Origin of the sequence: Polaribacter sp. Asnod1-A03 (assembly GCF_045063585.1) — a bacterium.
Taxonomy (GTDB): domain Bacteria; phylum Bacteroidota; class Bacteroidia; order Flavobacteriales; family Flavobacteriaceae; genus Polaribacter.
Genome location: NZ_JBEFOE010000009.1, coordinates 1,451,528 through 1,477,394, shown reverse-complemented (window position 1 = coordinate 1,477,394; position 25,867 = coordinate 1,451,528). Strand labels below are relative to the sequence as shown.

Here is a 25,867-nt window from a genome sequence, read left to right as displayed (position 1 = left end):
TTTTTATTTTTAGTATAATTTATCTTTATAAGTGCTAAAATATGTATAAAATATTTGCGTTATTTGAATACGATTATGAAAAAATACATTTTAACCCTTTTTTTTGGTTTTTTTATTCATTTAATTAATGCTCAGGTTACTAATTCTGTACTTAATACTGGTGATTGGTATAAGTTTTCTGTAGATACCACAGGTGTTTTTAAAATTGATAGAAACTTATTACAAAGTATTGGTATTTCTACAAACGGAATAGATCCAAAAAGAATTGCAATTTATGGCAATGGAGGTAGTCTTTTACCCGACCTTAATAGTGATTTTAGGTATGAAGATTTACAAGAAAACGCTATATATATTGAAGGAGAAGATGACGGCTCTTTTGATAATAGCGATTATATCCTTTTTTACGCTAAAGGGCCTCATGATTGGGAAATAAACGCTATAAACAGTGAGGTTGAACATAGACAGAATATTTATTCTGATAAAGCTTATTATTTTATTACAGTAAAAGATGAAAGCGCCAAGAGAATTCAACAAAAAGCATTAATAACAGCTACAGCAAATATTGAGCTAACTACCTTTAATGATTATACTTTTTACGAAAAAGAAGAGAATAATATAATTGCAGCTGGTACCCAATGGTTTTTTAATGATGATTTTAATATAGAAAATACTCAGAGTTTTAAAATACCTTTTCCTAATGCTTTAGAAGATAGTGATGTAAAGGTAAATGTTAGAGGAGTATCTACATCTGTGAGTTCTTCTTCAATGGCTATTAATGTAAATGGAGAAGCTGCAGCTACTTTAACCTTTTTTGGAGCAACTACAACTACAAGTGCTAATGCAAGAGAAATATCTGCAACTGTTAAGAATTCATCTGAAATTATTGATATTTCTATAACATATGATAATGCGGGTAACCCATCTGCAACTGCTTTTTTAGATTATATAGAAGTTATAGGGCATAAAAAATTAATAGCTAGCGAAAATCAAATTTCCTTTAGAAATTTTGATCAAGCAAATTCTTCTGGAGTTGTAGAATATCAGATAGAAAATAATTCAAATATATTGCAAATCTGGGATGTTACAGATCATTTATCACCTCAAATAATACAGAATGAAAGTTCTAACAATAATTTTAGTTTTAAGGATAATGCAGGAAAATTAAAAGAATATGTTATATTAAATACTGATGATTTTTATATTCCTCAAACAATTGAAGACAATAAAGTTATAAATCAAAATTTACATGCTTTAAATGATATTAACTATATTGTTATTACAAATTCAGATCTTTCTAGTGAAGCACAAAGATTAGCAGATTATCATCAAGAGAATTCTAATTTAACAACAAAAGTGGTTTTGTTAGATGAAATTTATAATGAATTTTCTTCTGGATCTAAGGATATTACAGGTATTAGAGATTTTATAAAACATGTTTACACTACAAACTCATCAGAAGAGACAAAATTAAAATACGTTTGTTTTTTGGGAGATAGTTCTTACGATTACAAAGATAGAATTGTTGGTAATAATAATATTGTTCCTGTAAAATTATCTGAGAGCAGCTTTAATTTGGCAAACTCTTGGGTTACCGACGACTTTTTTGTGATGTTAGATGATAACGAAGGGAACATGTTTTCTTCTCATACAATTGATGTTGCTTCAAGTAGAATTCCTGTTTCTACAATTACTGAAGCTAAGGATGTTGTGGATAAAATTTTAATGAGTTATGATGAAAATGCATACGGAGATTGGAGAAATACGATAACTCTATTAGCGGATGATATTGATGCAACAGGAGAGGAAGTACTAGAACAAGGTGTAGAGTCTATTGCAGATGAAATTAAAGCTAACAAACCTATTTTTAACATAAATAAAATTTATGTAGATGCTTACGTGCAAGAAAATTCATCAGGAGGAGAAAGATATCCGGAGGTAAATGAAGCAATTACAAATGCAATAGAAAAAGGGACTTTAATTTTTGATTATTTTGGTCACGGAGGAGAAGATGGTTTTGCATCAGAAAAAATATTAGAAAAAGATCAAATTCAAAGTTTTAGCAACCCCAATACTTTACCACTTTTAATTACCGTTACTTGTGATTTTTCTAGGTTTGATAATCCTAATAGAATTACTGCAGGAGAACTTACTTTTTTAAATACTGATGGTGGAGCAGCTAGTTTGATAACAACAACAAGAGAAGTGTATATTTCTGTAGGACAAAATTTTAATGAACAATTAATCCGTGTATTATTACAGTTTAATGATGAAGATTTATCTGTAGCAGAATCACTAATGAAAGCTAAAAATGAGTTTTCTAATACTCAAAAGTTTTTCATCTTTCACTTTGGAGACCCCGCAATGAAGTTGGCAATTCCGCAACCAAATGTAAGAATTACAGAAATGAATAATAAAAGTATTTCTCAATCTTTAGATACTTTAAAAGCGTTGTCTAAGATTAGTTTTAAAGGAGAAGTGTTAGATAATTCTAATGTAATTTTATCAGATTTTAATGGAACTTTATCAACAACCGTTTTTGACAAATCTTTTGATAAAACAACTTTAGATAATGATGGGTTTGGTATTACAATGTCTTTTGACACACAAGATAGTAAGATATTTAGAGGGAAATCTACTGTTACAAATGGTGAGTTCGAATTTGATTTTATTGTGCCAAAAGATATTAAAATAGCTTACGGAAAAGGGAAGTTAAGTTTTTATGCCAATAATACATTAATAGACAAAGCAGGTTATAATGTAGATGTGGTTGTGGGTGGTATCGATGAAAATGCGCCAGATGATACGACCGCTCCAGAGATAAGTTTGTTTATGAATGATGAATCTTTTATTGATGGAGGCAATACAAATACTTCTCCAAATTTAATTGCTGTTTTGTCTGATGCTAGTGGTATTAACACATCCATAACTGCGGTAGATCATGATATTGTTGGTATTTTAGATGGTGATACTACAAACCCAATTATATTAAATGATTTTTACGAGACAGAATTAGGAGATTTTACAAAGGGAAAAGTAACTTACAAATTAAGGGATTTAGATGTGGGGCCGCATACTTTAAAAATAAAAGCTTGGGATACTTATAATAATTCGTCAGAAACAACGTTAAACTTTGTGGTTGTTAGTGATGCTATTTTAAATTTAGAAAATGTTTTAAATTATCCAAATCCTTTTGTAAACTATACAGAATTTTGGTTTAATCATAATAAACCAAATGAAAATTTAGAGGTGCAAGTACAAGTTTTTACAGTTTCAGGTAAATTGATAAAAACAATTAACCAAAATGTTACTACAACAGGTAATTTAGCCAGAAGTATTTCTTGGAATGGATTAGATGATTTTGGTAATAAAATAGGAAAGGGAGTTTATGTTTATAAATTAAGAGTAAAATCAACAACAAGTAATTTAGTAGCAGAGAAGTACGAAAAATTAGTAATACTTCAATAATAATTAGATATTTGTCAAATATTAAAAGAATAATTACCAAATGAAAAAAATAGCAATTTGTTTTGCAATATGTGCTTTAATTAGTAACAAGTTTGTAGCTCAAGAAAACTCAATAACAACAGCAACACCGTTTTTATTAATAGTGCCAGATGCAAGAGCAGGTGGTATGGGAGATGTAGGGGTAGCAACATCTGCAGATGCTTTTTCCATTTTTCACAATCCAGCAAAAATGGCTTTCAGTAATAGACAAATAAAAACAGGTTTCACCTATTCGCCTTGGCTTCGTAATTTAACGGATGATATTTTTGTAGGAAGTGGTTCTTATATGAATAGGTTTAGCGAAAACGCAGCTTGGGGAGCAGATTTTAAATATTTTTCATTAGGTCAGATAGATTTAACAGATAGTGGTGGTAACCCTAATGGAACTATTAACCCTAATGAACTTGTTTTTACAGGTGCTTATGCTTTAAAATTAAGTGAAACTTTTTCTGGAAGTGTTTCTTTAAAATATATAAGATCTAATTTAGCATTTAACGGTACAGCAGGTAATTCATTACAACCAATAAATTCTTTTGCAGTTGATATTTCTGGATATTATCAATCTTTTGAAGAAAATTATGGGAATTTTAATGGAGTCTATAGACTTGGTTTTAATATTTCTAACATTGGTCCTAAAGTTAATTATACATCAGATCCAAATAATGAAGATTTTATACCAACAAACTTAAAGTTAGGAGGAGGTTTTGATTTTATTTTAGATGATTATAACACAATTTCTACTACATTAGAATTTACAAAACTATTAGTGCCAACACCACCAACTTTAGATGAAGATGGTAATATTGTAGAAGGTAAAGATGATAATGTTGGTTGGGTAGAAGGTATCTTTCAGTCTTTTGGTGATGCACCAGATGGTTTTAGTGAAGAAATTAAAGAGTTTACATATGCATTTGGTGCAGAATATTTGTATAATAATGCCTTTGCTTTAAGAGGTGGTTATTTTCATGAGAGTGAAGATAAGGGTAATAGACAATATTACACATTAGGTGCTGGTTTTAAGACGAATGCATTAAATGTAGATTTATCTTATTTAATCAATTCTTCGGATGTAAATAATCCTTTAGAAAACTCTTTACGTTTTTCTTTATCCTTTGATTTAGGAGAAGTTTTTGATTATTATTAAAAGTTAATTATTTTTAGTAAGTTTATAACAATATTTAAAAGCAGTCTTTAGGCTGCTTTTTTTGACTAATAGATTTTTATGAGAAAAATTGAAGTTTCAACATCAGCAACTATATATAAAGATATTTTAGAGCTTTCTAAAGATGATCAATTGTTGATGAATAAAGCTATAGAAGCTAGAGGTAAAGCATACGCACCTTATTCTAAATTTAATGTGGGCGCAGCTTTGTTGTTAGAAAACGGAGAAATAGTTTTAGGTAATAATCAAGAAAGTGCTGCTTATCCTTCAGGTATGTGTGCAGAGAGAGTTGCTATTTGGAAAGCAGGTTCTACTTATCCGGACGTTAAAATTAAAAAATTGGCAATTACAGCGAGTTCAAAAATATCTAAAGTAGATAAACCTGTGGGGCCTTGTGGTGCTTGTAGGCAAACATTGTCTGAATATGAAATCAATCAAAAAGAAGCTTTTTCTATACTTTTTATGGGAGAAGTAGGAGAGGTGGTAAAAACGGAATCACTTCTTTCTTTGTTGCCTTTTTCTTTTGATAGCTCTTATTTGTAAAATTGATAAATGAAATCAGACATATCATCAAGAGAAGATATTAAATTAATAATAACTAAGTTTTATAATAAGTTATTGGTTGATGATAAAATGATTCCATTTTTTGAAGAAATTGTTACGAATAATCATTTAGAAGAGCATTTAAATGTGATTTCAGATTTTTGGAATGATATACTTTTTGATACAAATTCTTACACTAACAATGTTATGAAAATACATGTGGATAAAAATACATTTGTATCTTTTAAAAAAGAACATTTTACCATTTGGATATCGTATTTATTTGAAACTATTGATGCATATTTTGAAGGGGTAAATGTACAGAATATGAAGAATAGAGCGAGCTCAATAGCTACTATTATGCAACTTAAACTTGGGGTTTATCATTAAAAAGATATTTTTAACTTTTAATTTTTCTTCAAAAAAATCAATTTGAATATCATTTTTATTTTTTTAAAACAAATTCTATTTGTGAAGTAAGTAGTACTTTAGAGGGCTGATATTTTTTTAACAAAATAATATTTAATTTTCAATTATGAGTTCATCAAAAATTATAGGTACAGGAACATATATACCATCTATAAGAAAACAAAATAAAGATTTTTTAAATGAAAATTTTCTTAATGAAGATGGATCTAAATTTAATTCTGAAAATGATGTAATTATTGAAAAATTTAGAGCAATTACAGGTATTGAAGAAAGAAGATATGCAGAACCAGAACAAAATTCTTCTGATTTAGCTTTTTTAGCAGGAGAAAAAGCAATTGAAGATGCTAACATTAATCAAGAAGATTTAGATTATATTATAGTAGCTCATAATTTTGGCGATATAAAATCAGGTACAATTCAGAGTGATTCTGTGCCAAGTATAGCAGCAAGAGTTAAGTATCAATTAGGTATTGAAAACCCAAATTGTGTAGCTTATGACATTCTTTTTGGTTGTCCTGGTTGGATAGAAGCAACTATTCAAGCACAAGCATTTATAAAAGCAGGTATGGCTAAAAAATGTTTAGTAATTGGTGTAGAAACGTTATCTAGGGTGGTTGATAAACACGATAGAGATTCAATGATTTTTAGTGATGGAGCAGGTGCTTGTGTTTTAGAGGAAACCAAAGAAACAAGTGTTGGTATTTTAAGTCATGCAACACAAACCTTTGCAAAAGAAGAAGCGTATTATCTATATTATGGAAATTCATTTAATGTAAATGAAGATAAAAGTACTCGTTATATTAAAATGTTAGGTAGAAAAATATACGAATTTGCACTGGTACACGTTCCTGCCGCAATGAAGTTAGCTTTAGATAAAAGTGGTGTAGAAATAGATGAAGTAAAGAAAATATTTATCCATCAGGCAAATGAAAAAATGGATGAAGCGATTATAAAACGTTTTTTTAGACTGTTTAAAAAGAAAGTGCCAAAAGATGTAATGCCTTTAAGTATTGCTAAATTAGGTAATAGTTCTGTAGCAACTGTACCAACGTTATTAGATTTAGTTTTAAAAGGAGAAATAGAAAACCAAGAAGTAAATAAAGGAGATGTTGTTATTTTTGCTTCTGTAGGTGCAGGTATGAATATTAATGCAATTGTTTATAGATTTTAAACAAATTCTCATTGGTTTCTAACGAATAATAATTTACTGAAAAAATCTAACATCTTATATCGTAAATCTAATATCAAAATATTATTTTTGCGCATGCAACAAAACAACGTACTTATTTTAGATTTCGGATCGCAATACACACAACTAATTGCGAGAAGAGTAAGAGAATTAAACATTTACTGTGAAATTCATCCTTATAACCATCCACCAAAAAATCAATCAGAATTTAAAGCGATTATTTTATCGGGTAGTCCTAACTCTGTTAGAGGAGAAAATGTTTTACATCCAGATTTATCAGAAATTAGAGGTAAAAAACCAGTTTTAGCAGTTTGTTATGGAGCTCAATATTTAGCCCATTTTTCTGGTGGACAAGTAGCGCCTTCTAATACAAGAGAGTATGGTAGAGCAAATTTATCATTTATTAAAAGTGATGAGGTTTTTTTCGAAAACATTTCTATTGGTAGTCAAGTTTGGATGAGTCATTCAGATACTATAAAAGAATTACCAGAAAACGGAGAATTATTAGCGAGTACTATAGATGTACAAAATGCAGCTTATAAAATAAAAGGAGAAGAAACTTTTGCAATTCAATTTCATCCAGAAGTATATCATTCTACCGACGGTAAACAGGTTTTAGAAAACTTTTTAGTTAAAATTGCTGGTGTAGAACAAACTTGGACACCAGATTCTTTTGTAGAAAGTACAGTAGAAACTATTAGAGAAACAGTTGGTAAAGATAAAGTTGTTTTAGGGCTTTCTGGAGGTGTAGACTCTACAGTAGCAGCAGTTTTATTAAATAAAGCAATAGGAGAAAACTTATATTGTATTTTTGTTAATAATGGACTTTTGCGTAAAGATGAGTTTAAAAGTGTGTTAGCACAATACGAAGGAATGGGATTAAACGTTAAAGGTGTAGATGCATCGACACGTTTTTTGAAAGCTTTAGAGGGGGTTACAGATCCTGAGAAGAAAAGAAAAGCTATAGGTAATGCTTTTATTGAGGTTTTTGATGATGAAGCTCATAAAATTACAGATGTAACTTGGTTAGCACAAGGTACAATTTATCCAGATGTAATAGAATCAGTTTCTGTAAATGGAGGACCATCTGCTACAATTAAAAGTCATCATAATGTAGGTGGTTTACCTGATTTTATGAAGCTAAAAATAGTAGAACCTTTAAAAATGATTTTTAAAGATGAGGTAAGAAGAGTAGGTGCTTCTATGGGGATTGATCCAGAATTATTAGGTCGTCATCCTTTTCCTGGTCCAGGTTTAGGGATTCGTATCTTAGGGGATATTACAGCAGAAAAAGTAAGAATCTTACAAGAAGTGGATGCTATTTTTATCAACGGATTAAAAGAAGACGGTTTGTATGATAAAGTTTGGCAAGCTGGTGCAATGTTACTTCCTGTAAACTCTGTAGGAGTAATGGGCGATGAGAGAACTTATGAAAAAGTAGTTGCTTTAAGAGCAGTAGAAAGTACAGACGGAATGACTGCAGATTGGGTAAATTTACCTTATGAGTTTTTGCAGAAAACGTCTAATAAAATTATAAATCAAGTAAAAGGTGTAAATAGAGTTGTATATGATATAAGCTCAAAACCACCTGCAACTATAGAATGGGAATAGAATATATGAAGCATTTAAAGTTTTTTGTTTTTTTATGTATTTTAACGTTTACTATTTCATGTGGTCAACAAAAAAAGTACATTCAATATAAGGTTAAAGAAGGAGAGTCTCTTAGAAGTATTGCCAAGAAATTGGATATGAAGACTACTGAGTTAATGCTCTTAAACCCTGATGTTGATAGGAAACCGTCGGTAAATACAGTTATAGTTATACCTAATAAGAAAATAACTGTTACAGAAAGTGATATAGTTAAAGATAGTATTGTTGTTGATAAAGTGATAGATGATAAAGAGTTAACAAAAATTAAAGATGGTATAATTGAAGAAAATGATAAGCTTTTTGTTGGATATCAAATAAAAAAAGGAGATACTTTTTATAGTTTAACTCGTTTTTATAATGTTTCTAAAGAGGAAATGATTGCTTTAAATCCTGAATTATCCGAAGGATTAAAAACAGGACAAATTATAAAAATAAAAGAAATTGAAGCCGGAGAGAGTTTTGATAAAAATATTTATGAAGATGTAATAAAAGATAATAGTTCTCTAAAAGTAGCATTATTATTACCTTTTCTGGCTGTTGAATATGATACTTTAGAATATAAAGACATTTTTCTAAAGAGTAGGTTAGCCAATATTGTTACAGATTTATATTTGGGAGCAGAAATAGCAATAGATTCTTTAAAAAAGCAAGGAGTTAAGGTAGAATTAAATGTTTTTGATACAGAAAGAAATAATACTAAGATTAATTCTATTTTGTCAGAAAACGTTTTAAATAACTATGATGTTGTCATAGGTCCTTTGTATTCAGAAGAAGCAGAAAAAGTTGCTAAAAATGTAAAAACTCCTGTTGTTTTTCCTGTATATTCAAAAAATCAATCTAATTTTTCTTCTTCTAGGTTAATTAAAACAGCTGCAGATAAGAGTATTTTTAGAAAAGGTTTAATTGATTATATTGATGAGAGTTTTACAGAAGGAAGTTTAATTTTAGTTGGTGATGGAAGTTCGGCTTCAAATACATCTACTAATGTTATAAAAAAATCATTAGAAACAAATGATTCAATTGATAATATTTCTGTTTTACAAACAAGAGAGGGTTATATTGCTAAAGATCGTTTCTTAGAAGTTTTAAAACCTAACACTAATAATTGGGTTGTTTTAACTTCTGATGATGATGTTCTAGTTGCCGATGCAATTAATAGCTTAATTAGTTTACCAGATTCTACTAATGCTAGAGTTTTTGCAATTAATAAAGGAAAAGCTTTTGATAAGATTGACAATATAAAGTTAGCAAAAGTTAATTTAACTTATGCAAGTGATGAGTATGTAGATGAGGCTTCTGAGACTACGCAATTATTTAATAAACAGTATTACAGTAAGAATAATGTTTTACCTTCTTTTTATGCTACAAAAGGTTTTGATATTACTTATGATGTTTTAATTCGTTTAGCTTCTGGTAATAAATTAGAATCTACTTTTAAAGACGGAGCCTCTTTTAGGGTAGAAACTAAGTTTGATTATAATAGTAAATTATTTGGTGCGGTAGATAATAATGGGTTATTTATAGTGCAGTATAAAAAAGATTTAAGTTTAATCAGGTTAAAGTAAATATCTAAAGAATATTTAAAAATTGTAATTATACAATTATAAAAATTAAAAAATCCGCTATTAATTTAATAGCGGATTTTTTTGTTTGTGTAAAATAATAAAGAATAATAAGAAAGTTAAATTTTCTTCATTTGTTGCTTCATCATTGTCATTTGTTCTTTTAACATACCGTGTTTGTCTAACTTTTTAGCCTCTGCCATTAAATTAGTTGCTTCCCGCTTACGTCTTTTTGTCATTGCAATACCTGCTAATTGTAATTTTGCCATTGCTAAATCATGATCCATTGCTAAACCTAATTTTACAGCTTTACGTAAATATTTTTCAGCTTGTGTAATATTTGTTTGGCTTAAAATAATGCCGTGTAAATAATTATAATAACCTTGTTGCTTAACAATTAAAGCAGCTTCTGGATTTTTAATATAACCTAACCACTTTTTAGTTCCTTCAAAATTTTGTTTACGTAATTGTAAAAAAGCCATTAAAATAAACTCGTTTTTAAAGTAGAATAAAACGAAAATTCCAGCTAAAAGTAAAAGTGAAATTCCATTCATTATATTACCAAGTACAAATTGATAAACGGACCAAGTAGTTATTAAAGCGGCTAAAACTAATTTTATATTTTTATGAAACATTTTTATTTTGTTTGTCTTCTCTAATTTTTAGAGATGTTGATTTTTTAAGTTGAAATGCAAAAATACATTTTTATTGTAAAAAGCGATTGTCTCTTCTAATGAAATTTCTTTATATAAATTTTTGTATTTACTTTTTATAATGTTTTTTGTGCTTAATCCAAGAAAAAGTACCTAGAATTGCTACAAAAGCTATTGAGTAGAATACAGAGTTTGGTGTTATTACTTGGTCTCCACTTGCATAAGAATGTAATCCTGCTAAGTAAAAGTTTACCCCAAAGTAAGTCATCATTATAGAAAAGTATGCTAAAATTGACCATAAATTAAAAGTATACTTACTTCTTAAACCAGGAATTAAACGCATGTGTAAAACAAAAGCATAAATCATAATAGAAACTAAAGCCCAAGTTTCTTTTGGGTCCCAACCCCAATAACGCCCCCAACTTTCGTTAGCCCACATTCCTCCTAAAAAATTACCAATAGTTAACATTACCAAACCAACAGTAACTGTCATTTCATTAATAATAGTAATTTCTTTAATGTTCAAATCCATTTTCTTTTTATTCTTTTCGGTTGTAAAAGCCATTAAAAATAAAGCAAAAACTCCAAGAATCATTCCTAAAGAAAGAGGTCCGTAACTGGCAACAATAATAGAAGTGTGCACTAATAGCCACCAAGAATTTAAAACAGGTTGTATGTTAGCAATTTCTGGGTCTAACCAGTTTTGATGTGCAAAGCCTAAAGTAATCGCTGCTAAAAATGTTGCAGCAGCAATGGTTAAAGCAGATTTTCTTCCGATAAATAAACCAAATAACATGGTTGCCCAAGCAACAAAAATAATGGATTCGTATGCATTTGTCCAAGGAGCATTTCCACTAATGTACCAACGAGAAATTAAACTTAAATTATGGGCAATAAACAAACCAACAATAATTATTGTTAATACTTTTACCGTATTATTAATCCATTTTTTAGAATTAAAAATTTGCCATAAAACAAAAATTATTAAAAGTACACTTGTAATACCATAATACTTTGCAATTTTTTGAAAAGGCTGAATCTTATTATAAGAAATTTCTAAATCTATTTTCTTTTCATCAGGATATACTTCCGACCCAAATTTTTGTTGAAACTTTTTAATTCCATCTAAAATTTGATTTGCTTTAGCATAATCTTTTGTTTGTTTTCCTTCTTGTAAAAGTTGAATGTAAACTGGTAAAGACTGACGAACAAAAACAGAATCTGTAGCTTTAAAACCAGCAGTAGAAACTTCTGGTTGAGAAACCCATGTATTATTTTCATCACCAGGAATTGGATAAATGCGTAAAATACCTCCACCAATTGCGCTATATAATAAACCTACACGCCTATCAATTTTAATTAAATCTTTCTCAAATTTATTTTTTACATTTTTCTTTTGCGCTTCTGCAACTTGGTCTTTTATTTTATAAGCTCCGGTAGGTGTTATAAAATTAGATAAACGAGCATATTTTGCATCTTGAGGTAAACTTAAAGTCTCTCTAATTTGAGTATTTCCTTTTTCTAAATAAATTACAGGAACTTCGAACCAAAGTCTTGGGTTTTCTATAATAGAAAGTAAAACTTGGCTAGCTTCCATTCCATTAAAAGTATCGGTAAAACTAACTTTTCTAATCAATTCAGAAGCAAAAGTATGTGCAGGTTTCATTCTTCCACCAGCATCTTGTATAACCAATTTATTAAAACTTTCTGCATGATCTAAGTCAACTAAATTGGCTTTTAAAATAGAATCTACTTGTTGGTTTGTAATTTGATTAGGTTGGTGCGCCTCGTGTTCTTGTGCAAAACTAATCGTAGAAATAAATAATGCCGCTATCATAGAAAGCGACGTTTTTTTCTTTCTGATCTTTTTTAGCGATTTCTTTAGATTATCAAAACGTGTATTTTTAGCAAAAAGAATACAAATTAAACCTGTGTATAAAAGAGAATATCCTAAATATGTAATAAACATTCCTAAGAAATCATGATTTACAGAAAGGTGTGTTTCTTCTACTGGACCAGATAAATCATAACTAGACTGAAAAAATTTATATCCTTTATGATCTAAAATATGATTCATATAAATACGGTAATCAAAAGTTTCATCAGTATCAATAACCGTTACTTCACTAGCATAAGAAGCAGCACTTTCTGATCCTGGATATTTTTCTAATTGAAAATCGTTTAATTTAACAGAAAAAGGAGTTTCTAATATTTTAGATCCGTATAACATTCTAAAATTTAAACCACCAACAGAAACTTCTTTAGAACCTTCTGAGTTGTATTTTCCTCCAGTTAATTCAATCCTTTTTGTTTCATTATTACTAGTTACATCTAAAACAATTACATCTAGTTTTTTATCATCTTTTGGTCCGCTTACGGTTTTCATAATTCCTTTTTCTGCAGGTTTAGGAACTACAAATTGCAAGCCAGCAACATTATGAAGCGTTAGGTATTGAAAGTTTTGAACAGAATCTTTAGTAATTGTTCCTCTTTTCTGATCTGCCATTCTAAACCAATCACCATCATCTTTAGAAGTCATTTTTAAATTACCATCTTCTTTTCTAAAGTTAATAGAAGCGTTGTTGTCAGGAACATCAAAAGCAACTAAAACACCGTGTATATTTTGTGTTGTTCCTTTCTTTATCCAATGTTCATGACGTGTTCCTTCTGAAGATTCTACGAAAAATAGGTGATCTACACCGTTTTCATCTTCAATTAATTTTTTTTCAGCCCAAGGAATGTAATTAACTAAATCTACTGTAAAATCTTTTTTAACTCCGTTAGAATTAAAATTATCAGAAAAAGACCAAGAATTGCTTCCCCAAGCAGAAAGTAAAATAGGTTTGTTAATTTCTGGTTTCTGTAAATTACCATCATCTACAATAGCGTTTACATAAGTAGTTTCCGATAAAAATTTATTGGTAGACTCTCCTTCTTTAATTAACATAATACCTTCGTAACCAATATATCTTGTAACTCCAGCACCAATAAGAATAAATAAAAATGCTCCATGAAACATTAGAACAGCCCATTTTTCTTTTTTGTACAGTTTGTATCTAAAAATGTTTCCAAAGAAATTAATGACAAAAAAGATCATTATAGCTTCAAACCACCAAGTGTTGTAAACTAATGCTTTAGAGGTTTGTGTTCCAAAATCGTTTTCTATAAATGTGGCAACTCCCATTGCGGTAGCAAAAAGGAAAAATAAAACGGCCATTAAACGTGTTGAGTAGAGTAGATTGAAAATATTTTTCATCCTTAGTATAAGTGCTTTTTTAAAAGAGCAACAAATTTAAGCATAAAAGCACAAATGAACTTCTAGATAGCGCTATATTTATGTAATAAAGTTTTAAAAAAATCATAAATTTTTATGTCTGAATATCACATTATACCAAAATCAATACAAAAAGAAGTAGAAATTGCATTAAATTATTATCCGCAATTAAAAAATATACACATAGAATTTAAGTTTAAAAAAAATATTAAAAAATCTACAATGCAAGCTAGACCAACTTTTGATAGCTTTTTTAAAACTAAAAAGAAACGTAAATTTTTAATTCTGATTAGCGAAAAGTTTAAAATTTCTGATAAAGAGTTTTCCACTAGAGATATACCAACAGATGTTTTTATTGGTTGGATTGGGCATGAGTTGGGGCATATTATGGATTACCAAGATAGAAGTAAATTGAACTTGATTTGGTTTGGTATTAAATACTTACTTTCAGATAATCATATTGTTGAAGCAGAAAGAGCTGCGGATAGTTTTGCTGTAAAGCATAAAATGGAATCTTATATTTTAAAAACAAAAGATTTTATTTTAAATAATGCAGATGTTTCTGAAGTTTATAAAAAACGAATTAAAAGATACTATTTATCACCAGAAGAAATTATGGTGTTGGTAGAAGAAAGAAATAACTTAAATGTTGTTTAATTAAGGTTGTTTTTCACTCAAATATTTCCAATAACGTTTAGGCACGTGTTTAATGTGTAGATTCATGTTTTTTCTTTCTGTAATATTTGTGCTTTTAAAGTAGTTTTGCCACAGAGTTTGGAATTCGAATTCTTCTTCAGAAAAAAAGTCTTTATCAGTTTTAGAAAAATCAAAATTTTCAGGAAATTCCATTTGCATTATTTCTACAGTTTGTAAATCATAATACAAACCATAATTTCTTTTGATATCATAAATTACCCATTTTTGATCTGCATATCTGCTTTTAAAATGTTTAGAAATTAATGGTAATACATTAAAATCGGGTTCTATATTGGCAAAATAAATTCCGTCTTTAGTAAGTTTAAATCTCACAAAAGCTTCCATTCTATGTTTCTCTCTACTTACATTTTTTGCAATTTTAGATGTTTTTAAAACACTATCGTACGTAAAATCTGTATCTACTTTTTTACTACTTTTAAAAATATAAGTGATATAATCTAAGAGAATATTTTCTATACCAACTTGTTCGCTTAAAAAAGCAAAGTAAATTTTAGTGGTACTAATTACAGATGCCTTATTTTTTAAACCTTTCCAAACTCTATCTGCTTTGTCTTTATTAGTCGTTATTTTTTCGTTTTCAGAAAATAAAGCATTTTGCACTAAAAATTCATTCTGAATGTTAGTGTTTTTAAGTTTGTATTCGAAAACATAAAAAACGCAGCATAAAAATCCATCGAAAGAACCATCATAAATTAAAGTCTTCTCTTGCATTTAAGAGAATAAATTTAATTGCGGACTTAGCATTTTATCGTACTTGCTAGTAGAATTTTTTAGAATTTTTGCTTTCAGTTTTTCTGCGGTTAAATCTTTTCTTTCAAAATGATTACTGTTACAAACTAAAAAATATTGAGCTCTATTAAATGCAATTCCTATTTTTTTTAGATGATCCCAATTTAATCTTCTGTATTTTCTTGCCATTAAAATTTTAGAAACAGATTTCATACCAACTCCTGGGATTCTTGCTAACATTCTTTTATCAGCAGTATTTACATCAACAGGAAATTCATGTAAATTTCTTAAAGCCCAACTTAATTTAGGGTCTATATCTAAGTCTAAATTTTGATGTTTAAGATTTACGATTTCATTGGTTTGAAAACCATAAAAACGAGTTAACCAATCTGATTGATACAATCTATTTTCTCTTAACATGGGTACTTCTGTACCAATTTTAGGTAATCGATTATCTAAACTTATGGGTACATAACCAGAATAATAAACTCTTTTTAAGTTGTAATTTTTATAATAATGTTCTGCTGTTTTTAAAATTTGAAAATCATTTTCTCCGCTTGCTCCAACAATCATTTGTGTACTTTGTCCAGCAGGTGCATATTTTGGTGTGCTTTTTATAATTTTCTTCTCAGATTTATATTGAATGATTTCATTTTTAACCTTATTCATCGGTTTTATAAAATCATCAAAATTTTTATCAGGTGCTAATAATTTTAATCCAGATTTTGTTGGTATTTCTATATTAACACTTAATCGATCTGCATACAAACCAGCTTCTCTCATTAATTCATCAGAAGCACCCGGAATCGATTTTAAGTGAATATAACCGTTAAAATTTTCTTCTAATCGTAATTTTTTTGCAACGGCAACTAAACGTTCCATTGTATAATCTGCGCTTTTAAAAATGCCAGAACTTAGGAATAGGCCTTCTATATAATTTCTTCGGTAAAAATTTATAGTTAAATCTACAACTTCTTGCACTTTAAAGGCGGCACGTTTTACATCATTACTTTTACGAGTAACACAATATGCACAATCAAAAATACAATGGTTTGTTAGTAAAATTTTTAATAAAGAAACACAACGGCCATCTTCTGTATAAGAATGACAAATTCCCATTCCTGTAGCATCACCTAAACCTTTATTTGTGTTGGTTCTCTTGCTACCACTAGAAGAACAAGAAACATCGTACTTTGCAGCGTCTGCAAGAATTTTAAGTTTTTCTAATGTTCTGGAAAAAGACATATATTGTATAAATTAGCAAGTTGTTTTATGAAAAAGCGGAATGCAATTTACAAAATATTTTAAGTTTTGATAGATGTAAAATTTATATTTAACATAAAAAAAATCCAATAGATAAATTGGATTTTTTTCGTGATATTTTATGATAGATGTTTGATTCATTAATCAATCCAAACCGATTTTGTGTTTACAAATTCTTTTATTCCAAAGCTAGAAAGTTCTCTTCCATATCCACTATTTTTTACTCCTCCAAATGGCATTCTTGGGTCGGAAGCAACTAGTTTATTAACAAAGCTATTACCTGCTTCTAGCTGCAAGGCAATTTTTTCTCCTCTTTCCGTGTTACCTGTTATAACACCAGAACCTAAACCAAAAGTTGAATTATTAGCTAATTCAATAGCTTCATTTTCATCTTTGGCTTTAATTACAGAAGCAACAGGGCCAAATAACTCTTCATCAAAAGCAGTCATTCCTGGTTTTAAATCGGCTAAAATTGTTGCCGGGTAATAAGCTCCTTTTCTATCTGGAATTTGTCCGCCTAAAATTAACTTTCCACCTTGTTCAATTGTTTTTTCTACTTGTTCATGAATTTCATCTCTTAAATCTATACGAGCCATTGGGCCATAATAAGAATCTTCATCCGTAGGAATTCCCATTTTAGCCTCTTTCATTTTTTTGGTAAAAAGAGTTAAAAAATCATCATATATATCTTCTAAAACAATAAAACGTTTGGCTGCAATACAGGTTTGTCCATTATTTTGTAACCTACCAAAAGTTGCTAAATCTGTTGCTTTCTCTAAGTCGGCATCTTCTAAAATAATATAAGCATCACTACCACCTAATTCTAAAACGGTTTTCTTTAAATTTTTTCCTGCAATTTTAGCAACCGACCTACCAGCAGGCTCACTACCTGTAAGTGTTACTGCAACAATATTTTTGTTTTTTATAATTGGTTCTATATTATCTGATGTTACATTTAAGTTGGTAAAACATCCTTTAGGGAAACCAGCTTCTTCAAATACTTGTTCTATGGCAAAAGCGCAACCTTGTACATTAGAAGCATGTTTTAAAACAGTTGTATTACCAGCCATAAGTGCAGGAGAAGCAAAACGAATTACTTGATAAAACGGAAAATTCCATGGCATAATTGCTAATGTTATTCCCAAAGGTTGGTAAGTAACATAACTTTTAGCCGCTTCTGTTTTTATAATTTCATCGGCTAATAGTTTTTCTGCATTGTCTGCATAATATCTGCAAACTAAAGCACATTTTTCTACTTCTTTACGAGATTGGGTTATTAATTTTCCCATTTCTTGGGTTGCTATTTTTGCATATTCTTCCTTATTAGCTTCTAAAATATCAGCTAATTTGCTCATTAAAATTGCTCTTTCTTTAAAGCTTGTTGTTTTCCAAGAGAGGTATGTTTTGTTAGCAATTGCAATTTTATCTTCGGCGGTTTTTATAGAAATTCTATTGTAACTAGCAATTTCTTCTTCTGTTGCTGGGTTTATTGATGTTGTAGTTTGCATTGTTTTATTTTTTAGAAATTTCATTTACAAAATTTTCCCATTCTGCAAATTTAGCTTCTTTCATAACACGTTCCATTTTTACTTGTCCACCTTTTTTCTTGTTATTATCATTCCAATCATGGAAAGTTTCAACAGGAATTATAGTAACTTTTACACCTTTTAAAGCCTTACTTCTTGCAACTTTATAATTTTTGTTTGCATCCTTTAAAAAGTTATCTAAAGCCTTTACAATTTTATTATTATCAGCTTTTAAATCGGAACCTAAATACCAAGAATGATAAAATTCGCCATCATCAAACCTTTTTGCACAAATGGTATATTCTGTAATTTGTGTTGCAAATTTTTCTTCTAAATGTTGAATAGCATCATCCATTTTGTTAACAGATAGTTGAGAACCAACAGTGTTTAGGAAAAACTTTGTTCGTCCGGTAATTTTAATTTCTGCTCTTTCTACATCTGTAAAAGCAATAGTATCACCAATTAAATATCTCCAAGCACCACTTACTGTACTTATTATTAAAATATAGTCTGCGTCTATTTCTACCTCATCTAGAGTTAAAGCAGGTGCATCTTGTTTTATAGAACCATCTTCATTAATATAATCAGGGTTCATTGGTACAAATTCAAAATAAATACCATTGTCTGTATTTAGTTGCATTGCATCTGTTTCTGGTCTAACTTGTGTAGCAATATAACCTTCGGATGCTAAATAAGTATCTATAATTGTAACCGGTTTTCCTAAAAGAGCTTTAAAACTTTTTTCATATGGGCCAAAAGCAACTCCACCAGAAGTATAGACTTGTAAGTTTGGCCAAATTTGATGAATGTTTTCTAATTTATGATATTCAATTACTTTCTGCAACATTAACTCAATCCAAGAGGGGATTCCACTTAATGCTCCAATATCCCAACTTTCAGCATTTTCTGCAATGTGTTGTACACGCTCATCCCAATCATCAATTTTAGCAATTTCTTCTCCGGGTTTGTAATAACCTTTAAACCAAAAAGGAATGTTACTAGCACTAATTCCGCTAATTTCTCCTTCTAAATGATCGTCTTTTTTATCTAAATCAGTAGAACTACCTAGCATCATAATGTCTTTTTCAAAAAAATCTGCAGGTAAATCAAAGTTATTTAAAGAAGTAACCTGTTTAATTCCAGAACTTCTAATAGCATCAATCATGCTATCTGTAACAGGTATTCTTTTACTAGATTTACCTGTAGTACCAGAACTCAATGCAAAATAAGAAGGATTACCAACCCAAGTTACGTTTTCTTCTCCATCATGAATTTTTTTCCACCAATTTTCGTTTAAAGAATTGTAATCGAAATATGGAACTGTTTTTGCAAAACTGGTTTGTATATTTTCTGATTTTAGAATTTTTTCAAATTGATAAAACTCACCAAATTGAGTTTCTTTTGCTGTTTCTAATAAATCTGATAAAATCTTTTTTTGAGATTCTATATGATTTGTTTCTTCAGACAGTGTATCTGTTAAATTTATTATCCCTTTAATTATATTTCCTAAAATAGCCATAGTTTGTTTGTTTTATACAAAGATGCTAATAGAATAGATTTAAATTTAACTCTATTGACTTTTTGTTTAGTTCAAATGAAATTTAAGATATTTAGATATAAAGGTAATTTGTAAAAAGGAAAAAAATATCAATATTTATAAAATCAATCAGTTTTAATTAGTTTGATGATTTTATTTTTTATTGATAAGTAATAAATACCCGTAGAAAATCTTGATAAATCTATTTGATTATTATTCTCAGACAATTGTCCGGTTAAAATACGCTGTCCTAAAGATGAATAAAGTTGATATTGAATATCTTTATTAACTGTAAAATTTACACTATTTTTTGTTGGATTTGGGTAATAGCCAATGGTAAATTCTTCATTGGTAATTCCGAGTGATTCGCAGTCAAAATTTTGTTCTATTTTAGAGGTAACTGATGAGTTTGTTAAAAGATTGTCTTTTAATAGTGGGCAATAACAATTATTATCTTCTAAATATAGCTTAAGCCACGAAAGTGCTATTTTACCAATTTCACCATTTGCACCATTAGGTGTATTTGCAACAGAATGATCTCCATTTTCAATTTCAACTAATAATTTATCAGTTGTATTTGGTGTGTTACTATATTGAATATCTGCATGTTCAGAAGGAGGAGCAGTAGGATCGTTTTCTCCACTAAAAATTAATACTGGGCTTTGATGGTCTAGTAAAAAATCACCAAGATACGGGCACAAAGCAACAACAGCAGAAATAGTATTATCATGTACAGCAGCTCTTTGTGCACCACCACCACCCATAGACCAGCCACTAACAGCTAACTTATCTAAGTTAAGGTTTCCTTTTAGAGGGGATAGTTCTCTAATATTTTCTTGCTTAATTGTTTCTAAAGCATCTAATAGAGCAGATGCTCTTTCTTCTGTAAAATCCAAATAAAGTGAATTTGTACTTATAATTATCGAAACTATTCCGTGAGAAGCAAAAAATGGACCCCATTCTTCTATACTGGAAGGATCTGCTCCCCATCCAGGAACTATTGCTATACTTGGTAAAGATTTGGTTGCATTGATAGGGTAATAAATAGTTGCTTCTAAATAATCTGGCCCATTACGTATTCCGTCTTCTTCAGTAAGTGTTGCTACTTCATAAGGTCCTGGGTTGGTAAGATTATTTAATGAAACATCGTTACATTGCGCAATAGAAATATGAGAGAAAAGAAAAAGAATAATGATAGATAGTAAGCAAGTGTATTTTTCTTTCATGTTACCTTGTTTATTTATTGTTTGGTAAATATAAGAGTTAGATTTTTAATGATTCATCTATTTTGATTAACATAAGACTGTTTTAAACTAAAAAATCTCAAACATAAAGCTTGAGATTTTTTTTGGTGCTTAAAGGATTTTTTTATTTTTTTAAGACTTTCATTATCTTATGAAATACTTCATTATTTTCATATACACCTTGAAATTCATTAGATTTTGCACCATAAGCAAAAATAGGAATCATGATTGCGGAATGATCATAAGAAGCAAAGTAACCTTCTATTTGGTGTTTTTTTACATCTCCTTGTGGAATACTAAAACCAGAAGTTTCGTGGTCTGCAGTTATAATTACTAAAGTCTCTGGGTTGTTATCTGCAAAAATTAATGCTTCTGTAATGGCTTTATCAAAATCTATAGATTCTGCTAAAATTCCTGCTGTATCATTAGAATGACCTGCATGATCTATTTTGGCAGCTTCAATCATTAAAAAGAAAGGTTTTTCTTTTTTCTTTAAAAATTCAAGTCCATTTTTAGTAGCTTCTGCTAAGATATTTCCTCTTCCGTCAATAATAGATTTCATTCCGTGTTCAGACATAAAAATACCGACTTTATCATTTGTAGTATTTTTTAAATCATTAATTGATGAAACTATTTTAAATTGATCCGTAAGATTGGTGTTTTTAAAAGCAGCTGAACCCCCACCAATAAAAAGATTTAATTTGCTGTTGATTAAATCTTTAGAAATTACGTCATCATCAGACCTGTCTTTTGCATGTGCGTAAAATGAAGCAGGTGTTGCTCCTAAAATATTATCTGTAGTTATTACAGCAGTATTGTAGTTTTCTTTATGTAATAATTCTGTAATGTTTTCTAAATTTTTTCCATTTTTATCAGTACCAATAGCTCTATTATTTGTTTTGTTACCAGTGGATAAAGCTGTGCCTGCAGCAGCAGAATCTGTTGTAAAATCATCTGCAGCTTGTGTTTTTATAAAACCAATACTTTTTAATTGTGTCAAAGATAACTCTCCACTATTAGCTAATGTTGTAGATGATATTTGAGCCAATCCATTTCCGTCTCCAATTAATAAAATGATGTTTTTAACAGGTAAATCTTTTTGGTCATTGGTGAAATTTGGTTTATAAATTTTAGAAAAAGAATTAATTGTAACCAACCTGTTAGGTAAAGTTTCAAAATAATTTACACATTTAAAAGGATTGTCTGTGTTTATAATATCTACACCCATTTCAGATAAAACTCTCCAAGATCTTTTAGAGTCTGGACTTGCCCAAAAACGAAATGGTTTATTTGTTTTCTTTACTCTTGCTAAAACATCTGTAATACGATTTTCATCACCATGTGTTAATCTTCCTTTCCCGTTCCATTCAGAAAATTGTCTAAAATTTAAACTCACCATTGCAATTTTATTCCAAACTACTGATGATACTTCTGTGCCTAATTCTTGGTAATCAAAAAATATAAAATCAGGATATTTAACATAATTGCTTGCTTTAGGTCTGTTACCAGAAATAATAATTTTGATATTTTTATTATCGATTATAGCAGGATGTTTTTTTAAAACTTGTACAAGTTTTTCTAAAGTTGAAATAGCATCAGATTTAATATCAATTAAAAGAATTAATTGTTCATTCTTTTTGTAACCCATATTAAAAACCGTTTCTAAAGGTTTTAAATATAAAGATTCTAATGTATTAGTGGTTTTTATATCTTGATAATCATGAGCAACATAAAGGTTGTTGTCTTTTAAAAAAATATCAGCCTCAAAAGAGGTTGCTCCGTTTGCAAAAGCATTCCAAAAAGGAACTGATTGATTATAATCATTATGAGAATGAACAACTAGTTTATTTTGTGCATTTGTTGTACTATATAATCCAAAAAGGATTACAAGTAATAACAATAATGTTTTTGTGTTTTTTATCATTTGAAAATTATTTGTTGTTGATAGATTTGAATATTTTGTGATAGATTTCGTTATTTTCATAAATTCCTCGAAAATTTTCTGAACCTCTACCTTCTGCAAAAACCGGAATTAAAGTTCCGCTATGTTGATCATTATTAAAATTGATAGAAACGTTATCTACTTCTTCTGATCTTTCTCCTGTTTTTTCATCAATTACATAAGATTTACCTATGCTAACGCCACCAGTCTCATGATCAGCCGTAACCACTAAAAGTGTATTGGGGTGTTTTTTGATGTATTTTAAAACTAATCCTAGAGTTTTATCAAAATCTAAAACTTCTTGTTTTAATAACTCTGCATCCATTGCATGTCCTCCCCAATCGATATAAGAACCTTCTATCATTAAAAAGAACGGTTTTTCTTTTTCAGTTAAATAGTCTAAGCCTAACTGGGTTGCATCTTGAAAAAAACTTTTTCTACCTTCAGTTTTAGATGGTAAACCTTCATCGGCTAATAAGTATCCGTTTTTTTTATTGATATCATATTTAGATAATTTAACAGAATCTAATTGGTAGTTTTTTGCAATTAATTCTGCATATAAATCTTTTTCATCAGATCTGTGTTTTAAGTATTTTAAACCGCCACCTGCAAAAAAGTCAACATTAGATTTAACTAAATCTAAAGCAATATCTTCATGTAGATCTCTGTCTTTTACATGCGCATAGAAAGCACCAGGAGTTGCATGTGTAATAGGGGTTAAGCTTACTAAGCCAGATTGATACCCTTTTTCTTGTAATGTTTCTATAATTGTAGGAATCGGTAAGCTGTCTTTAGACATACCAATAGATCTTTTATATGTTTTTTGCCCAGTAGAAAAAGCAGTGGCACCGGCAGCAGAATCAGTGATTGTATGACTTGTACTAGGTGTTTTTATAAAACCAATGTTTTTAAATTGTTCAAAATTTGGTATTTTTTCACCAAAGTAAAAAGCAGTAGAAATTTGTGCAAGTCCCATACCATCACCTATCATAAGAATGATGTTTAAAGGTTCTTCTTGTGAGACTTTTACCGATTTTTTTTTACAACCTATGTAAAAAATAGACACTAAACTCAGTAATATTATTTTTGTGATTTTTTTCAATTTTTTAGAAATTTGAAATTATTTTGTACTTGTTTGATATAGAAAAAGGGAGCTTTCATTTTTAGAAAAACTCCCTTAACATAAAACAATAAAAACTAGTATCCTTTATTTTGATATAAATAACCAGGTGTATTTGAAGCTCCATCTATGGCTACTTGTGGAATTGGAAATAACCTATTATTTACGTCTGTATCTGTTTTTTCTGTCCACGAATCTTCGTAATGACTAAAACGAATTTGACTTGTTCTTCTTAAACCTTCCCAGTAAAACTCAAAACCAAGTTCTCTATATAAAATATCTAAATCTATACTAGAAAGAGCTGTTGGCATTGGCTCACGTGCATTTCTTGATGTTTTTACTGTGTTTACATCAGCTAAAGCACTAGCAGCATCTCCTTTTCTTAATTTAGCTTCTGCACGCATCATGTAAATTTCTGCATAACGCATTAACACTAAATCTACACTACTGTAATTATTTCCGTTATTAGAAGTGTGACTAAATTGATACTTGGAAACTCGATAACCAGTATGATGTGCTCTACCTTCATTTGTAAAATCTACTTGTAAAGTAAGATCTACATAATCCACATTTTTATCAACACCATTTCCTTTAATTTGTTTTACAGGATAAATTCTGTAACCATCATCACAAGTGTAAAATGCACCATTTTCATCTTTTCTAGCTGCCCAAGTTACACCTCTTAAAATACCTCTGTCTATTTCAAAATCTTCTGCTTCTACACAGTAGTAATTATCTGCATCATTTAATGGAGAAAGACCTGTAAGATCATCTACACCATAAGCAACTTCCTGGGTGTTTTTTTGAAGAAATCTAGGATCTGCATCTGCAGGATCTACACTACCATAAGCATCAACCCAAGTTTGGTAAAAGTCTGATGTAATTGCAGGACCATCTGTACCATCTGCACTTGTAAATTCAGGTCTAGGAAACATAGAACCCGGTAAAGACCAATAAGCCCAACGACTGTGTTCATTTTTTAAAACTCCACGCTGATCTAAGGCAAAAATTAATTCTGCATTATCACTATTACTATCATTAAATAATTCGAAATATTCTGTAGATAAAGAGAATTTACCAGAATTGATAATGTTGTCTGTATATTCTACCACTTTATCCATATCTTCTGATGTGAAATTTGGAGTTCCGTAAGGATCTCTATATACAGCAGCATTTAAATTTAATCGCGCTAAAAATCCCCAAACAGCAGACTGCGTCATTCTACCAGAACCTTTATCAGTATTAATTACATCTACAACCGATAATAATTCGCTTTCTATATAATCTATTGCATCTTGTTCTCTAAGAATTATTGAATTTTCATTAGAAGATTCTTTTTTAAATGCAATACCCCAACTATCTAAAGTTAGCATATTTAAATAGGCTCTAAGAGCTATCATTTCATACAAAGCACTTTCTGCTTCTGTATTACCTTCTTCTGCCATTGGTGTTAAAACTTCTATAGCAGTTACGGTTCTAGAGATATTTATAGTTAACTCTGTCCAGGCACTTTTAACCAAATCGTTTGTAGAGGTTATAGTATGAGAATGAGCCGCTAAAAACTTACCACCATCGTACCAATCTGTACCACCTCTGTAAGGTAAAATAGCTTCATCACTTGGTATTAATTGTAAACCGTAATAGTTTGTATGTCTCCAAGTCCAAGCAATTTGTCCATATGCTGGTGCAATTGCTCCGCTAATTGCTTCAGCTTGTCCAGCACCTGTTAAAGATTCATCTAAAACCTCTTCTTTTAAATCGCTACAACTAGCTATTAATAATATGCTAATTGCAAATACTGTATTTTTTATGATGTTTTTCAT

General features: G+C 29.6%; 18 protein-coding genes. 8 read left to right on the top strand and 10 right to left on the bottom strand.

Translation table 11 applies throughout. From position 1 onward, the window contains the following. The first annotated feature begins 75 nt into the window (after positions 1 to 75). The 7 genes from porU (at position 76) to ACJJVY_RS06940 (ending at position 10,042) form a co-directional block, all read left to right on the top strand. Positions 76 to 3,465 carry a type IX secretion system sortase PorU gene (gene porU / locus ACJJVY_RS06970; protein WP_405606288.1) on the top strand — a complete coding sequence of 1,130 codons (3,390 nt, stop codon included), beginning with the start codon at positions 76 to 78 and terminating at the stop codon, positions 3,463 to 3,465. 40 nt (positions 3,466 to 3,505) lie between these two features. Continuing rightward, positions 3,506 to 4,648 (top strand): type IX secretion system outer membrane channel protein PorV, encoded by a 1,143-nt coding sequence (porV, locus tag ACJJVY_RS06965; RefSeq protein WP_405606286.1) that lies wholly within the window; start codon positions 3,506 to 3,508, stop codon positions 4,646 to 4,648. Between the two features lie 78 nt (positions 4,649 to 4,726). Next, positions 4,727 to 5,209, top strand: a complete 483-nt coding sequence (locus ACJJVY_RS06960; RefSeq protein WP_405606284.1) for a cytidine deaminase — start codon at positions 4,727 to 4,729, stop codon at positions 5,207 to 5,209. A gap of 9 nt (positions 5,210 to 5,218) precedes the next feature. Next, positions 5,219 to 5,599 (top strand): group III truncated hemoglobin, encoded by a 381-nt coding sequence (locus ACJJVY_RS06955; RefSeq protein ID WP_405606282.1) that lies wholly within the window; start codon positions 5,219 to 5,221, stop codon positions 5,597 to 5,599. Positions 5,600 to 5,744: 145 nt separating this feature from the next. Further along, complete coding sequence (locus ACJJVY_RS06950) at positions 5,745 to 6,809, top strand: 3-oxoacyl-ACP synthase III family protein (protein WP_405606280.1); 1,065 nt, start codon at positions 5,745 to 5,747, stop codon at positions 6,807 to 6,809. Positions 6,810 to 6,902: 93 nt separating this feature from the next. After that, positions 6,903 to 8,438 (top strand): glutamine-hydrolyzing GMP synthase, encoded by a 1,536-nt coding sequence (guaA, locus tag ACJJVY_RS06945; RefSeq protein ID WP_405606278.1) that lies wholly within the window; start codon positions 6,903 to 6,905, stop codon positions 8,436 to 8,438. Then, a complete protein-coding gene (locus ACJJVY_RS06940) occupies positions 8,429 to 10,042 on the top strand; it encodes a LysM peptidoglycan-binding domain-containing protein (RefSeq protein WP_405606276.1) in 1,614 nt (537 codons plus the stop codon). Before guaA ends, ACJJVY_RS06940 begins: the two co-directional genes overlap by 10 nt. A 116-nt stretch (positions 10,043 to 10,158) precedes the next feature. Here the strand turns inward: ACJJVY_RS06940 and ACJJVY_RS06935 are convergent, their stop codons facing one another. Then, positions 10,159 to 10,674, bottom strand: a complete 516-nt coding sequence (locus ACJJVY_RS06935; protein ID WP_405606274.1) for a DUF2892 domain-containing protein — start codon at positions 10,672 to 10,674, stop codon at positions 10,159 to 10,161. 127 nt (positions 10,675 to 10,801) lie between these two features. Continuing rightward, entirely contained in the window at positions 10,802 to 13,948 is a 3,147-nt protein-coding gene (gene ccsA, locus ACJJVY_RS06930; RefSeq protein ID WP_405606272.1) for a cytochrome c biogenesis protein CcsA, read from the bottom strand. A gap of 114 nt (positions 13,949 to 14,062) precedes the next feature. On the opposite strand from ccsA, the gene ACJJVY_RS06925 reads away from it, so the two are divergent. Next, a complete protein-coding gene (locus tag ACJJVY_RS06925) occupies positions 14,063 to 14,623 on the top strand; it encodes a hypothetical protein (RefSeq protein ID WP_405606271.1) in 561 nt (186 codons plus the stop codon). On the opposite strand, the gene ACJJVY_RS06920 is transcribed toward ACJJVY_RS06925, so the two are convergent. The 8 genes from ACJJVY_RS06920 to ACJJVY_RS06885 form a co-directional block, all read right to left on the bottom strand. Further along, positions 14,624 to 15,394: a TIGR03915 family putative DNA repair protein gene (locus tag ACJJVY_RS06920; protein WP_405606270.1), complete on the bottom strand. Its 771-nt coding sequence runs from the start codon at positions 15,392 to 15,394 to the stop codon at positions 14,624 to 14,626. Then, positions 15,395 to 16,657 (bottom strand): putative DNA modification/repair radical SAM protein, encoded by a 1,263-nt coding sequence (locus ACJJVY_RS06915; RefSeq protein ID WP_405606269.1) that lies wholly within the window; start codon positions 16,655 to 16,657, stop codon positions 15,395 to 15,397. 158 nt (positions 16,658 to 16,815) lie between these two features. Then, positions 16,816 to 18,183: an NAD-dependent succinate-semialdehyde dehydrogenase gene (locus tag ACJJVY_RS06910; protein ID WP_405606268.1), complete on the bottom strand. Its 1,368-nt coding sequence runs from the start codon at positions 18,181 to 18,183 to the stop codon at positions 16,816 to 16,818. Positions 18,184 to 18,187: 4 nt separating this feature from the next. Further along, complete coding sequence (locus ACJJVY_RS06905; protein WP_405606267.1) at positions 18,188 to 19,720, bottom strand: GH3 auxin-responsive promoter family protein; 1,533 nt, start codon at positions 19,718 to 19,720, stop codon at positions 18,188 to 18,190. Between the two features lie 143 nt (positions 19,721 to 19,863). Then, the gene (locus ACJJVY_RS06900) at positions 19,864 to 20,964 is read right to left on the bottom strand and encodes a T9SS type A sorting domain-containing protein (protein WP_405606266.1); all 1,101 of its coding nucleotides are present in this window, start codon (positions 20,962 to 20,964) and stop codon (positions 19,864 to 19,866) included. 142 nt (positions 20,965 to 21,106) lie between these two features. After that, on the bottom strand, positions 21,107 to 22,906 hold the full coding sequence (locus tag ACJJVY_RS06895; protein ID WP_405606265.1) for an alkaline phosphatase: 1,800 nt from the start codon (positions 22,904 to 22,906) through the stop codon (positions 21,107 to 21,109). 7 nt (positions 22,907 to 22,913) lie between these two features. After that, entirely contained in the window at positions 22,914 to 24,026 is a 1,113-nt protein-coding gene (locus ACJJVY_RS06890) for an alkaline phosphatase (RefSeq protein ID WP_405606264.1), read from the bottom strand. Between the two features lie 95 nt (positions 24,027 to 24,121). Further along, positions 24,122 to 25,867: a RagB/SusD family nutrient uptake outer membrane protein gene (locus ACJJVY_RS06885; protein WP_405606263.1), complete on the bottom strand. Its 1,746-nt coding sequence runs from the start codon at positions 25,865 to 25,867 to the stop codon at positions 24,122 to 24,124.